This is a genomic window from Gemmatimonas sp. (assembly GCF_044344655.1).
In the GTDB taxonomy this organism is placed as follows: Bacteria; Gemmatimonadota; Gemmatimonadetes; order Gemmatimonadales; family Gemmatimonadaceae; genus Gemmatimonas.
Window position 1 is genome coordinate 1 of record NZ_JBIJCN010000040.1, and the last position, 14,038, is coordinate 14,038.

At 68.1% G+C, this 14,038-nt stretch carries 10 protein-coding genes; 7 read left to right on the plus strand and 3 right to left on the minus strand.

Annotated features, from left to right (window positions below):
* From ACIQ51_RS10805 to ACIQ51_RS10815, 3 genes are all read left to right on the plus strand, one after another.
* A partial coding sequence (locus ACIQ51_RS10805; RefSeq protein WP_396205051.1) for an Eco57I restriction-modification methylase domain-containing protein occupies positions 1–2,583 on the plus strand: 2,583 nt, incomplete at its 5' end.
* Positions 2,580–5,060, plus strand: a complete 2,481-nt coding sequence (locus ACIQ51_RS10810) for an SNF2-related protein (protein WP_396205052.1) — start codon at positions 2,580–2,582, stop codon at positions 5,058–5,060. The genes ACIQ51_RS10805 and ACIQ51_RS10810, both read left to right, overlap by 4 nt.
* Positions 5,057–5,707 (plus strand): HAD family hydrolase, encoded by a 651-nt coding sequence (locus ACIQ51_RS10815; RefSeq protein ID WP_396205053.1) that lies wholly within the window; start codon positions 5,057–5,059, stop codon positions 5,705–5,707. The genes ACIQ51_RS10810 and ACIQ51_RS10815 overlap by 4 nt, the downstream gene beginning before the upstream one ends.
* Positions 5,708–5,756: 49 nt before the next feature.
* On the opposite strand, the gene ACIQ51_RS10820 is transcribed toward ACIQ51_RS10815, so the two are convergent.
* Positions 5,757–6,152: a hypothetical protein gene (locus ACIQ51_RS10820; protein WP_396205054.1), complete on the minus strand. Its 396-nt coding sequence runs from the start codon at positions 6,150–6,152 to the stop codon at positions 5,757–5,759.
* 121 nt (positions 6,153–6,273) lie between these two features.
* Positions 6,274–6,567, minus strand: coding sequence for a 4a-hydroxytetrahydrobiopterin dehydratase (locus ACIQ51_RS10825; RefSeq protein ID WP_396205055.1), 294 nt, complete (start codon positions 6,565–6,567; stop codon positions 6,274–6,276).
* Between the two features lie 196 nt (positions 6,568–6,763).
* Here ACIQ51_RS10825 and ACIQ51_RS10830 point away from each other — a divergent pair, with 196 nt between their 5' ends.
* From ACIQ51_RS10830 to ACIQ51_RS10845, 4 genes are all read left to right on the plus strand, one after another.
* Positions 6,764–7,969, plus strand: a complete 1,206-nt coding sequence (locus ACIQ51_RS10830) for a hypothetical protein (RefSeq protein WP_396205056.1) — start codon at positions 6,764–6,766, stop codon at positions 7,967–7,969.
* Between the two features lie 16 nt (positions 7,970–7,985).
* A complete protein-coding gene (locus tag ACIQ51_RS10835) occupies positions 7,986–9,599 on the plus strand; it encodes a hypothetical protein (protein WP_396205057.1) in 1,614 nt (537 codons plus the stop codon).
* A gap of 88 nt (positions 9,600–9,687) precedes the next feature.
* Complete coding sequence (locus tag ACIQ51_RS10840) at positions 9,688–12,345, plus strand: cation-translocating P-type ATPase (RefSeq protein WP_396205058.1); 2,658 nt, start codon at positions 9,688–9,690, stop codon at positions 12,343–12,345.
* A complete protein-coding gene (locus ACIQ51_RS10845) occupies positions 12,332–13,603 on the plus strand; it encodes an ectonucleotide pyrophosphatase/phosphodiesterase (protein ID WP_396205059.1) in 1,272 nt (423 codons plus the stop codon). The genes ACIQ51_RS10840 and ACIQ51_RS10845 overlap by 14 nt, the downstream gene beginning before the upstream one ends.
* Here the strand turns inward: ACIQ51_RS10845 and ACIQ51_RS10850 are convergent.
* A complete protein-coding gene (locus ACIQ51_RS10850; RefSeq protein ID WP_396205060.1) occupies positions 13,590–14,015 on the minus strand; it encodes a PAS domain-containing protein in 426 nt (141 codons plus the stop codon). The two genes, ACIQ51_RS10845 and ACIQ51_RS10850, sit on opposite strands and share 14 nt — an antisense overlap.
* Positions 14,016–14,038: the final 23 nt, after the last annotated feature.

Consider the following 14,038-nt stretch of genomic DNA (forward strand, 5'->3'; position numbering starts at 1 on the left):
GGCACCCTCAACACACCGGTCGACAAACGAGCCCCGCACGCTCGTCGGTTCGGTGCCGTCCCCTTTCTCAACGGCGGTCTCTTTTCCCCCACCCCGCTGGAACAGCGATACCGCGCACTGCGCTTCGGTGATGACGCCATCACGGGCCTCGTTACGGGGGTGATCGACCGCCATCGGTTCACCGCGCGCGAGGATTCCGTTGCGTGGTCCGAGGCCGCCGTGGATCCCGAAATGTTGGGACGTGCCTTCGAGGGGCTTATGGCCGCCGACGAACGCCGCGCATCGGGGGCCTTCTATACGCCTCCACAGCTGGTGGCCCACGCGGTGCAGCAGGCGTTCGAGGTGACCTTCGGGGTGAACCCCGACCTCGGACGCCTCCTGGAAACGAGGCAACCCGACACCGCCGCCGCGTCGCTCAACGACGCGCGATGTGAATCCCTGCGCGCGCAACTCGGGCAGTACCGAGTGCTCGATCCGGCCTGTGGCTCCGGCGCGTTCCTGGTGCACGTACTCGAACGGCTCGATGCCCTGCACGCCCTGCTGCGGGACCCGCGCGATACCCACACGCGTCGACGCGCCATTCTGGCGCAGTCCATCTTCGGGGTGGACCGGAACCCCATGGCCGTGTGGCTCTGCGAACTCCGGCTGTGGCTCTCAGTGGTGATCGAATGTCCCGAAACGGCGATGGAGCGCATTCCACCGCTCCCCAACCTTGATCACCACATCCGCGTGGGGGACGCCCTGAAAGGCGGCGCCTTTGCCTTCGCGCCCCCCAGCGCAAGAACACTCACCAGACTGCGCGAGCGCTACACCCGCGCATCCGGCGGGCGCAAGCAGCGCCTGGCCCGTTCCCTCGACCGCGAAGAACGCTCCCGCGCGATCGCCGAACTCGCTCGGCAGGCGGATGCGGTGGACCGCGAACGCCGCGAACTCCTCACCGCGCTGCGTGGGCGCGACCTCTTTGGGGAACGGCGTCCGGCGTTCCGCAACGAGTGCGCCCGCCTTCAAGAGCTGCGCGCATCGGCGCGCGCGCTGCGCCTCCAGCGCAACGCGCTGCAACTCGGCAGTGCGCTGCCCTTCCGTTTCGGTGCGATGTTCGCCGATGTAGCGGCACGTGGTGGCTTCACGCTCGTTGTGAGCAACCCACCGTGGGTGCGGCCTCACGCGATTCCGAGCCACGAGCGAGAACGGCTGCGTACAGAGTTCCGTACCATGCGCGATGCCGCCTGGAGACAGGGCGCCGCACGCGCGGGCGCCGGCCATGGGTTTGCCGCGCAATCCGATCTGTCGGTGGCGTTCGTCGAGCGGAGCTTGCAGCTGCTCGCGCCCGGCGGCACCATGGCCCTGATCGTCCCGGCAAAGCTCTGGCGCACGTTATCCGGCGGCGGGGTACGACGCCTCCTGCTTGAACGGAGCACGCTGCGTGTCGTGCACGACTGGAGCGATGCGCCTGCCCAGTTCGACGCTGCCACGTATCCGTCACTGGTGGTGGCCAGCCGACCGCATGCGGTCACCGGCCCCGCTGCGCACAACAGTCCGCCCGCAGACGGCACGGTCCGCATCAGCATCACCCGTCGCCGTACCGTCTGCTTCGAGCGCCCAGTCCACCTGCTCTCACTCGATCACGACGTTGGCGCACCGTGGATCCTGCTCCCCGCGGCCGCCTTCCAGGCATTCTCTCTGCTGCAGCAGGCCGGCCCTCCCCTCGCCTCCACCACCCTCGGCCGCCCTCTCCTAGGGGTGAAGTGCGGCTGCAACGCCGCATTCCTGGTGCACGCCGTCGAACACGATGATCACGCGGCCACCGTGTCGGCACTCGACGCCGCCGTGCGACAGGGGGTGATAGAACGCACACTGCTGCGCCCTGCACTGCGCGGCGAATCGATTGGGCGGAGCGGAGCGGAAAGCATTGGGGAGGCTTCCCACGTCCAGTGCGAGGCGCCGCCAAGCGCCAACCATGCAGCCGACCTCCGGATCCTCTGGACACATGGGGTCGATGGGCAGCCGCTGCGCACCCTGCCGCCCGCCACCGCCAGATGGCTCGCCCACTGGCGTCCGCGCTTGACTGCTCGGCGTGATGCCCGCCGCGGGCAACCATGGTGGACACTCTTTCGCACCGACGCTGCCCGCGCCGACACCCCACGCGTAGTGTGGGCCGACATCGGTCGACAGCTACGCAGTCAGGTGCTCGACGCCGGTGACCCCACGGTCCCGCTCAACAGCTGCTACGTGATGCGCACCCCCTCCATCGACGCCGCCTGGGCCCTGCACGCCTTGCTCACCTCCACGGTAGCGAGGGCCTGGCTCGATGCGATCGCCGAGCCCGCTCGCGGCGGCTTTCGACGGTATCTCGGATGGACGGTGGCGGCGCTGCCCACGCCGCGCGATTGGACGCGCGCAGTGCGCCTCCTCGCCCCCCTCGGACAGCGCGTGACACACCCGGACCATGACCAATCACGCCTCGACGCCGCCGTGCTGCACGCATACGACGTGAGTCACGACGCCGTCGCGCCCCTCCTCGCCTGGTACGACGCCGACCGCTACCACGCCCGCGCAACCTTACCACAGGAACATCAGCCGTGACGCTGTACCACCTGCAACGCGCCATGGCGCGCGCCGTACTCCCCGCTCCAGTGGCCGATACCCTTGGCGACATCACCCTCTTTCCGCATCAGCAGCAGGCGGTCGCACGACTGCTTCGGGCACTCCGCTGGTTCCGCGGCGCGCTCCTCGCCGACGACGTCGGACTCGGCAAGACCTACTCGGCGCTCGCGGTCGCCACCCGGTATCGACAGGTGCACGTGCTGGCGCCCGCTGGCTTGCTCGCCATGTGGCGCGGGGCACTCACACGAACCGCGCAGCCACATGTTGCCCTGCATTCGCTCCACGGTGCGTCCCGTGGGGTACCCGACGTCGGTCCGGCTTCGCCAGACACGCTCGTCATCATCGACGAGGCACACGTGCTCCGCAATGCCAACACGGCACGCTACCGCAACGTGGCGACAGCAGTGGCGGGGAGCCACGTATTGCTCCTCTCGGCCACTCCACTTCACAACACGCCGCAGGATCTCTCCACGCTCATTGGCCTATTCCTCGGGGCGCGCCGCAACACACTGCGCAATGCACAACTCGCCCAACTCGTCGTGCGACGAGATGCGGAGCTGCTGCACCCCGGGTCGGTGGGCGCATCGACGGCAGCCCCACGTACCCCCCCGCGGCAGACCGCGCCGCAACCCGTCGTACGCAGACACCGCGCGCTGGTCATGCCACAGCACCGGACCACCCTCGACGCCATCCTCTCCCTCCCCGCACCCATACCCGCTCGCGACGGTGCCGTCGCCACCGCCCTGATCAAACTCGGCTTGCTTCGCGCCTGGTGCTCCAGCGATGCCGCGCTCACGCACGCCATTGTCCGGCGCATCCTGCGAACGGAGGCGCTGCAGGCCGCGCTCCAAAGCGACCGACACCCCACGAACGAAGAGCTCCGCGCGTGGGCCATCGGCGACGACCATGTCCAACTGGCGTTTCCTGAACTGATGACAGCAACGACGCCGACGATCGCGCCACCAGCGCAGGCCGTCCGTCAACACCTCGAGGCACTGCGCGCCCTCCATGCACGGCATACCCAGTCAGGCGATGCCGACCGACTGCGGGCACAGGCGCTTCGCCAGATCAGGGATACGCATCCGGACACCCCGATCGTGGCGTTCTCGCAGTACACGAGAACGGTGCAGGCATTGTATCGCGCCCTCTCGGATATCGCCGGGGTTGGAATGATCGCCGGCTCCACTGCCCGCATCGCCAGCGGGGCCATCACCCGGACCGATCTTCTCGAACACTTCGCCCCGCGCGCCCACGGACGGCCGCCACCGCCGGCACATCTGGCGGTGACCCTCCTGCTCACCACCGATCTGCTCGCCGAAGGCGTCAACCTGCAGGACGCCGGCGTCGTAGTACATCTCGATCTTCCGTGGACAGCCGCGCTCGAGGCACAGCGGGTTGGACGTATCGTACGCATCGGATCCCCTCACGCGACAGCGCATGTGTATCGCTTTGCCGCGAGCACACCGCTACGCCGTGCCCTCCGCTCGGAAGCTCTCCTTGCCCAGAAGCAGCGACTGACCCAGCGGCACGTCGGTGGCACGGGCCGCGTGCCGCATGCCGTGCGGACCACACCCACGAGTGCCGCCGATGCGCAGAGTGCGTGGTTCGCAACCCTTACGCGCTGGGCCTCGGGCACACCACCCCCACACCGGCGGCACTCCGCGCACTCCGTAGATCCCAGTGACGCGCGCCATCCTGCGCAACGCCGCCGGATAACCGTGGCGCTTCCCATGGAGTATGTGCGCTGCCTGTACAGCGCAGGTGATCCAGCGGAACCGATCGCGCCGCTCCTCACGCACGGCGCAATCGACGCCCTCGTACTCGTGCACCTCGGGACTCGGCGCATGATGCTGCGGGTCGTTCGCACGAGGCGCGGGTGGCGTGTATCGATGCGCGCGGCGAGTCTGTCCCAAGTCGCCCGGGTACTCGATCGCATCGCGGGGCAGACCGAGGACGGTCCGGCACAGCGCGCCTCCGTTCGGCCAAGTGCACTACGCGAAAGCGCAAGGCTTGCGCGCGTGGTGAGACGCTGGCACGCCCGGAGGTCGGTGGCTGTACTGGCGGGGCACACGATGACGGCGGACGTCACGGATTCCCTCACGGGCCAGCACCGTACGGCCTTACAGTGGCTTCAGCGCGTCGTGACCTCGTTGAGCACCGTCGAGCGCGCAGCGTTGCGGCAGGAGATCAGTGCGGCGCGCGCGTGCATCGAGAGAGCACGTGGCGCCGCCGCGCTGGACGCGCTGAACCAGTGGATGCAGGCCGTGCAGGCAGTGAAGTGGGGTCCCCCCCGGCCGGTGGCCGATCAGCTCCAACAGTGGCAGGCGTACGAGGTGCTCGCTCGAACAGCCGCGCCGCCGTCGGGTGGGCCCGACTCGGCAATGCCTACGCACGCCGTGCCGGGAGTGGGGCGCTGCGTGATCACAGCCATGATCGCCATTACTGTTGAGGCATGACACGCCCAGCCCTGCTCTTCGACCTTGACGGCACCCTGATCGACTCCATCGGCCTGCTGGTGGAGTGCATGCAGTTCGCCTTTGCCGAACGGGAGCGTGCCCCCACGGTGCCGGAGTGGGTGGCCGGCATCGGCACACCGTTGCGCACGCAATTGGCGGACTGGTGTGTGGACGAGTACGACGTGGAAGCCATGGTCGGTCGGTACCGCGACTACCAGGACCTCCATCTCGAGCGTCTCACCGCGCCGTTCCCGCATGTCGTGGAAACGCTGCGCTGGGCCAAGGCGGAGGGGTACCCCACCGCCATCGTCACCAGCAAGGGCAAGGGGATGACCAAGCGGTCACTCGATCACGTGGGGCTCGGGGACAGCTTCGATGCGATCGTCACCTTCGAGGAGACGACGCGACACAAGCCGCTCCCCGATCCCGTCCTGCTGGCACTGGACCGCTTGGGTGCGTTGCCCGCGCACGCGCTATTCGTGGGGGATTCCCCGCACGATATGCATGCGGGCGGAGCCGCCGGCGTGAAGACCGCCGCCGCGCTCTGGGGGCCGTTCTCCCGGGAGGAGCTGGCCGTGGCCCACCCGACGTGGTGGATGACCGGCTTCGACGAACTGCCGGCGATCGTTCGCCGTCTGGAGCTCTGAGCGATCAGGGCGGACACGAATTGTGCCGCCCTGATCATGCACGGGAAGGTCAGGGCGCCTTGGCCGAGTCGGCAAATACGAAGATCGCAATGGCCTTTCCTTTGCGCTCGACTCCCGTTCCGAGGAATGCGCCGGCAATCTTCGCGCCGGCACTCGGCTCGCTGATGCCGTCGAGAATGATCGCGTTCGCACCGAGCTTCGCGGCTTTGGAGCGCATCGACTTTGCCATCCGCCCCTCATTCGTCCAGTTGGACTCCCCTGCCGAGTTGAGGATCGCGATCTCCTCATACTTCGACTTTACCTGATCAGCAGTGCGGTAGATGCGAACAGACTCAGCTGAAAGTTGAGGACGTACCGCGGTCGCTGTTCCGAGCATCGTCGCGTTTGTGCGTACGCAAGCGCTCAGCAGTAGGGCCAGAGAGAGAGATCCAAGGCGACGGCGCATGGTGTATGGACGAGGTGGTGGAACCGGATGCATTCCGTCCGTTTTGACGAAATAAGTCCTTGGAATATAAAGTGTTACACATTGGTCCGACACGGTCCCGTCGCGCAAAGGGCGCTGACGCTTACCTGGCGGCGAGCCCTTCGATGGCTGCAGCGAGCGTGAAGTCCTTCACCGTGATGCCGCCGCTGTCGTGCGTGCTGAGCGTGAAGGTCACCTTGGTGTAGCGAATGTCCACGTCGGGGTGGTGCTGCTGCACTTCCGCCACCTCGGCCACGCGGGCAATGAAGGCGATGCCGGCGGGGAAGGTCGCGAAGTGGTAGCTCTTCGTGATCGTGTCCCCCTTCCGGGCCCAACCGGGCAGGTTGCCCAGGCTGCGCTGGATCTCGATATCGGATAGCGCGGGTGCAGTGCTCATGCTCTGGAGACTACGGACCCGAGCCGATGGCCGGAAGCGGTCATCCTGTCTCTTGCGTATTCGGTCTTTTTTCGGTACGGTCCATTCCGGCCGGCTGTCCTGCGACAGATCGGCAGGAGCACGCGACGCCGACCCGCCGGGGCATTACGCGGCGGTTTTTTGCCTCATGATCTTCGGTTTTTATTCGGTTATTCACATGTCCACATCGCAGGCACTCGCCACCCCCCATCATCTGCCGCGCGCACTCGGCGTCGAGCTCCAGGAGCAGGTGGAGGCCGTGGTGGCAGGCGGGCGCAAGACGGGCACCCCCTGGCCCACCGGCATTCCGGCACTTGATGCGGTGCTGGGGGGCGGACTGCCACGGGGGCGCATTACCGAGCTCACCGGCCCCATGGCGGTGGGAAAGACCGCCCTCCTCCGGCAGGCGGTGGCGGGGGTGCTGCACAGCGGCGCGTGGGTGGCCTGGATCGATGCCGGTCGCACGCTTGCCGCAGCGCCCTGGAGCGACCTCGGCGAGCGGTTCGTAGTCATCCGCCTCCCCGCCGAGTCCACGCGGCGGGCGGCGTGGACCGCGGATCTGTTGCTGCGCAGCGGCGTGTTCGGACTGGTCGTGATCGACGGGGCCCCTGCGCTGTCGCGGGTGCACGGGGTGCGGTTGGCGCAGTTGGCCCGCGAGCGCGATGCGGCCTGCGTGGTGCTCGAGCATGTCCTGCCCGGCCACCGGCGCACGAGTCGCCTCGCCGGCACGGTGCGGGTGCAGGTCACGCAGGCCATGCCGTCTCCCCCGCCCTCGCTGCAGCAGCGGCCGGCGTGGGGCACCGCGCGCCAACGCCGAAGCAGACCGGGGAGCGACATGGTGGTCACGGTGGAAAAAGGTGGGGCCTTCAACAGCAGCAAGACTCTCGAGGTGAATCGTGTCGTCGTCGTGGCGCGTCGCATGTGTACGGATCCCGCGATTCCCGATCGGCGCGGGGTGGCGCGAAGCGCGCGTCGTCCCTGGAACGCCCGGAGTAACAGCACCGACCGCGAGCACGCCGAGCAGTGCGGCACCCAGCAGCAGGAGCACCCCGTCACGTGGGGTGGGCTCGGCGTTACCGCCCACGACCTGTACGGAACTGACGTTCCGGGACATCCAGCTCGACTTGCTGCTGGACTCGACCTGCCCGACCGTCTCCCCAGCGACCGCCTCGCGCCCTTCACCGAGCGCGAGCTCGACCGGCGCACCCGTGACTGGACCACATACCGTGGCCGACGGCGCGCGGCGGAGTCCGGCTTCGGGCGGCGCGGCCGCCGCGAGTTCGCGCGGGAGCAGACGGGGGCCGTCCTCACGAGCGGTGGAGGCCAGTCCGCTCCCCGCACCGACCGGCGACGCGACCTCGGCGCCCCTACCGCACTGGGATGAGCTGCCGCGCGCGCTCGTGCACGAATCACGACTGCGCGTGGTGTCGCTCGCCGCCGGCCGCGCGGGGGTGCGCGCGGGGATGACCATCGCCGAAGCGCGGGCCCGCTGCGCCGCGCTCGACGTACGCGCATGGGATGACCACGCCATTGCCGACGCCATCCTCGCGGCCACCTCGGCGTTGCTCGCGGCCAGTCCCCAGGTGACCCCTGTTGCCGGTTCCCCCGGCATGTGGTGGGTGGGAGCCACCGGCTTCGAAGCGCTGGGGGGCGAAGAGCAGCTCGTGCAGACCCTGCTGCAGATCGCACAACAGTGGCATCCACAGGCGCGTGTGACGATCGCCGACAGCTGCGTGGCGGCGCGCGCGGCCACGTGGGAGCCACTGAGACCGGCCACGGCGGACACACCCCGGTGCTCCCGCATCATCCCCCGCGGTGCCTGCGCCGTGTATCTCGCCCCTGCACCGCTCGGGCTCGTGCCCATGAGCGCCGAACTGCGCGAGGCGCTCCGCATGCTGGGGCTGCGCACCGTGGGCGCACTGGCATCACTCGACCCCGGTGATGTGGAGCAGCGCTGGAGTGCCGACGGGCTCGTGGCGTGGCGCCTCGCGCGCGGTGAGGATCCGCGTCGGCCAGGGCTTGTGCGCGTGGAGGCGCCGCGCAGCGCCAGTGTGGAACTGCCTGCGGCCGTCGACAGTGCGGAGCCGGTGCTGTTCGTGCTACGCGCGCAGCTGCAACGGTTGCTGCACGACTGCGTGCACGACGGACGCGCGGTGGCTGCGGTGGCCATCACGCTCGTGCTCGATGCCGGGCGTCTCTATCCGATCGAGGAGATCGGCAGCGAGATGCAGGGGCATATGCACGTGCCGGACACGTCGGACGACACGAGTATCGGCAATGCGCACAAGAGGGAGCAGGGCGCGGGGGGCAAGACGCAGGGAGCGGGACCAACGACGACGCACACGCTGCGCAATGCCCTCCTCTCCATTCCGCAGCGTACCATCACGCGCGAAGTGAGGCCGGCGCGTCCGCTGGCGCGCTTTGAGCCACTCTTCGACCAGTGCCGTTCGTTACTCGAGCGGTGGCCCATTCCCGCGCCCATCATCGGTGTGACGGTGCGCATCCCCGCCACTGCGCCACTCGCCGCCGATCAGGGGGATCTGCTCGTCCCCTCGTGGCGCGATGCCGCCATGAACGCCGAAGCCGTGCTGGCGCGCCTGCGTACCGCGCTCGATCCCGACAACCGCGGCGATGTCATCGTGCACCCTGAATCGCACGACACGCATCGCGTGGAAGAGACGGGGACATGGATCAGCGCCGACGCGATTCCCCTCGCGGCCGCGCCGCTGCCACCGGCGCCTACCGTGCCATCCGCGCCGGCGGCGGTGCTGCGTCTGCTGCCCGCACCAGAAGTGGTGGACGTAGAAGCGCCACGCGGCGTCCCCGGCGCAGTTTGGTGGCGTGGACAGCGGATGTCGTTCGCAGCCGTGCACGGGCCCGAGCGACTGAGCGGCGACTGGTGGCGCGGTGATGGGTACGCACGTGACTACTGGCGCTGCACCGCGGAGCAGGATGGCGAACTGCTGCTCTATCACGACCGCGCGCAATGGTTCCTCCAAGGGTGGTACGACTGACCGAATACGGCCATGTCCCCGTCAGGGGATTCCCCTCACCTGTCCAGGTGCGCGGCCACATCCTATGGCACCCCCGCACCAACGGACCATGCCTACCGCCAATCCCCCCCACCTGCCATGGCACGCCATGAGCGCGCAGGACGCGCTCAACGTCCTGCGCAGCGACCGCGTGCAGGGACTCGACGATCACGCGGTTGTCCGGCGACGGGCCGACTACGGCGAAAACGTCCTGCAGGATGCTGTCCGACGCTCCCCCATTCGCATCCTGCTCGCCCAATTCACCGATGTCATGGTCCTCGTACTGCTCGGGGCGGCCGCGATCGCCGCACTACTCGGGGAACCGGAAGACATTGCCGCGATCGTGGCGATCATCCTGCTCAATGCTGCCCTCGGTTTCGTACAGGAGTACCGCGCCGAGCAGGCCATGGCCGCGCTGGGCGCGATGGCCGCCCCGAGCGCCCGCGTGCGACGCCACGGCAGCGAATCCATGATCGCGGCCCATGCGCTTGTTCCCGGCGACATCGTGCTCCTCGACGCAGGCAACATCGTCCCGGCCGACCTCCGTCTCCTCGATACCATCGGCCTGACCATCGAGGAAGCCGCACTGACCGGCGAATCGCTGCCGGTCGACAAGCAGACCGTGCCGAGCAGCACCGCCGATGTCCCACTTGGCGACCGGCATGCCATGGCCTACAAGGGAACCAGTGTGGCTGTCGGGCGCGGCCTCGGACTCGTCGTGGCCACCGGCATGGATACCGAACTCGGACGCATTGCCGCCATGCTGCGCGACGAGGATGATGGGCGCTCGCCACTGCAGCAGCGGCTCACCGCCTTCGGTCGCCGCCTGGCCGTGCTGGTGCTCGGGCTGTGCACCGTCATCTTCGTCACCGGGTTGCTGCGCGGCGAACCCGTCGTGTTGATGTTCATGACGGCCCTCAGCCTCGCGGTAGCCGCCATCCCGGAAGCGCTTCCCGCCGTCATCACCGTATCACTTGCCATCGGCGCCCGACGCATGGTACGACAGCAGGCGCTCATTCGCCGGCTTCCCGCCGTCGAGACGCTGGGCTCGGTTACGTACATCTGCACGGACAAGACCGGGACGCTCACCGAAAATCGTATGCGCGTCGACCAGGTGCGTGATGTGTGCGGCGATGCGTTCAGCCTCCCGAGCGATGGGCACCAGGGTACCGTCCTGCCGCTGTCCCTCGCCGAGGTCCTCGCGCTATGCACCGACGTGCAGCAGACCCCGGACGGCACGATGCGTGGTGATCCGACGGAAGCCGCCCTCGTCCGGTGGGCGGCGGCGCATCACGTCGACAAAGCCACCGTAGAGCAGCAGTGGCCCCGCGTGGCGGAGTTGCCGTTCTCCTCGGGGCGGGCACGCATGACCACCGTCCACGCCGCATCGCGCGGCGGCATGCGCGTGGCCTGCACCAAGGGCGCGCCGGAACGGGTCGTCGCCTCCTGTCACCAGATGTGGCTCGCCGGCGCCGTCATCCCCCTCGACGAGCGCGCGGTGCTTGCGCAGGCCGAGCGCATGGCCGACGCCGGCTTGCGGGTACTCGCCGTTGCCGTTGGCATCGATCAGCGCGCGCCAGGCGATCCAGTCGAGGCACTTGAGGACGGACAACTGCTCGTGGGCCTCGTGGGGTTACTCGATCCACCGCGCAGCGAAGCCGGTGACGCGGTGCGCACCTGCCGCGCTGCCGGTATTCACGTCGTGATGATCACCGGCGATCATCCGGCGACGGCTCGCGCCATTGCCCAGCGGCTGGGGATCGTGCGGGCACGCACCGACCGCGTACTCACCGGGGGGGAACTCGCGTTACTCGACGATGCAGCGCTGCAGGCGGTCGTGGATCACGTTCGCGTGTACGCGCGCGTTGCGCCCGAAGACAAGCTGCGGATCGTGAAGGCGCTGCAGGCGCACGGGGAGTACGTCGCGATGACCGGCGATGGCGTGAACGATGCCCCGGCGCTCAAGCGCGCGAACATCGGTATTGCCATGGGGCGTGAGGGTACCGACGTGGCGCGGGAAGCGGCACACATGGTACTGCTCGACGACAATTTCGCCACGATCGTTCACGCCGTGCGCGAAGGGCGCCATATCTACGACAACATCCGCCGGTTCGTACGCTTCGTGCTGTCCACCAATGCCGGTGAGATCTGGACGCTCTTCCTCGCGCCGTTTCTCGGACTACCGCTCCCCCTGCTCCCCATTCACATCCTGTGGATGAACCTCGTCACCGACGGCCTCCCCGGTCTGGCGCTCTCCGCGGAGCCGGGGGAAGCAGAGCTCATGGCGCGCTCCCCGCGCCCCCCCAACGAGGGGATCTTCGCCCATGGCCTGTGGCAGCATGCGGTGTGGGTCGGTCTCCTCATGGCCGCGCTGGCACTGGGCACACAGGCCTGGGCCATACGGACAGGGAACGCCCATTGGCAGACGATGACGTTCACGGTGCTCACACTGTCGCAGCTGGCACACATCCTCGCCATCCGCTCCGAGCGCCGCTCGCTGTTCGCGCTCGGTGTGACGAGCAACCCGTGGTTACTTGTTGCCGTAGCCGTCACGCTGGGGCTGCAGCTCATGACCATCTATGTTCCCGCCATGGCCAGACTGTTCCGAACGGCCCCCCTCACGGCGGGCGAACTCGCCGCGTGTCTCGGCATCTCATCCGTGGTGTTCGTTGCCGTCGAGTTGGAAAAGTATCTTGTTCGCCGGAGAGGATTGTATGCCGAAGGCTGAAACGGGCACGCTGGTCGCATGGGCACTGGCCCTGCCGTTGCTGGCCTGTGCACCGCCGTCGCGTGCGGCGCACGACGACCCCACCGCTCGCCCGGCCGTACCATCGCCGGGCACCGCTCCGCACGCCACCGTCCTCATCTCGCTCGACGGCTTCCGCGCCGATTACCTCACGCGTCCCGGCGCGGTGACGTTGCGGGCCCTCGCCGCGCGCGGGGTGCGTGCCGAACGACTGGTACCGGCGTTCCCCAGCAAGACCTTTCCGAATCACTACACGATCGTCACCGGCCTCCACCCTGAACATCACGGCATCGTGGCCAACACGATGCGCGACAGCACGATCGGCACCACGTTCACGATCGGCGACACGATCATTGCCCGTGATCCACGCTGGTGGGGCGGCGAGCCGATCTGGAACACCGCCGAGCGGCAGGGGGTGCGTACCGCCGCGTTCTACTGGCCCGGCAGTGATTACGCGGTGAATGGGCGCTATCCCACCTACTACCGCCCGTACGACGGCCGCGTGCCCAACAGTGCGCGCGTGCAGCAGGTCCTCGACTGGCTTGCGCTCCCCTCGGCGCAGGCGCCGCGTTTCATGACACTCTATTTCAGCACCACCGACGACGCCGGGCATAGCCACGGTCCCGACTCACCGCAGGTGGATAGCGCCATTGCCCACGTGGATTCGATGGTGGGGCGGCTCGTGCGGGGGCTCGCAGCGCGCAACCTCACCGATCGGGTGAACCTCGTGCTCGTCTCCGATCATGGCATGACGCCCATCGGTGCCGACCGTGTGATTCATTTGGACGATCACATCGACCTGAACGACGTCGACGTGGTGGACTGGATGCCGGTGACCGCGCTGACGCCTCGGACGGGCCAGCTCGATGCGGTGTACCGTGCCCTGCGCACCGTGCCCCACCTGCAGGTGTGGAAGCGCGACAGCGTACCGGAGCGGTATCACTACCGCGCGAGCCCGCGGATCACGCCCCTCGTGCTGCTCGCCGATGAAGGGTGGACGATCAGCAGCCGTGCACGCATCGCGCGGAATGGTCCCCCCACGGGTGGCACGCACGGTTACGACAACGTGCTTCCCAGTATGGGCGCGCTGTTCGTGGCCGCGGGCCCCGACATTCTGCAGGGGCGGGTGCTCCCGCCGGTGAGCAACGTGCACGTGTACCCGCTGCTTGCGCGCCTCCTGCGCATTGCGCCGGCGCCCAATGATGGCCACGCCGACTCACTGCGCATCACTCGCTGGTAGTCCCCGGTGTCACCGGTCCGAGTGGCTTCCCGTCGTGATCGGAGATCAGCACCCACACCGTACGCGTGCGCTTCGAGTAGAGCAGACGCACCGTCACGTCGCGCGGGTTCTGCTTGAACGCGAAGTGGAAGTGGAAGCTCGTGTCGAGCGCCTCACGGATCACCCCTTCCTTGAAGCGCCCGTAGAACTCTTGCACGCGCGTGCAGGGCGCGATCTCGGTAAAAAACTGCTTGCCGATCGCCTGGTCCTGGCGGAGCGACGCCAACCGCGACTCGACGGCGTTGTAGTTGAGGATACGCCCGGTCGCGTCGAGCTGAATCATCCCGTACGGCAGGTGATCCAGTTCGGCAGCGGTCATCTGATCGGCGGCCTCGAGGACCTTGTCGATCTGTTGCGTGTCGCGGTTCGGCATTGCGGTGATACGGGATTACTGGG

Bases quoted from the DNA above. Each gene is read 5' to 3' on its own strand.
- ACIQ51_RS10815 (WP_396205053.1), top strand. From the start codon at position 5,057: ATGACACGCCCAGCCCTGCTCTTCGACCTTGACGGCACCCTGATCGAC.
- ACIQ51_RS10845 (WP_396205059.1), top strand. From the start codon at position 12,332: ATGCCGAAGGCTGAAACGGGCACGCTGGTCGCATGGGCACTGGCCCTG.
- ACIQ51_RS10830 (WP_396205056.1), top strand. From the start codon at position 6,764: ATGTCCACATCGCAGGCACTCGCCACCCCCCATCATCTGCCGCGCGCA.
- ACIQ51_RS10850 (WP_396205060.1), bottom strand. From the start codon at position 14,015: ATGCCGAACCGCGACACGCAACAGATCGACAAGGTCCTCGAGGCCGCC.
- ACIQ51_RS10820 (WP_396205054.1), bottom strand. From the start codon at position 6,152: ATGCGCCGTCGCCTTGGATCTCTCTCTCTGGCCCTACTGCTGAGCGCT.
- ACIQ51_RS10825 (WP_396205055.1), bottom strand. From the start codon at position 6,567: ATGAGCACTGCACCCGCGCTATCCGATATCGAGATCCAGCGCAGCCTG.
- ACIQ51_RS10840 (WP_396205058.1), top strand. From the start codon at position 9,688: ATGCCTACCGCCAATCCCCCCCACCTGCCATGGCACGCCATGAGCGCG.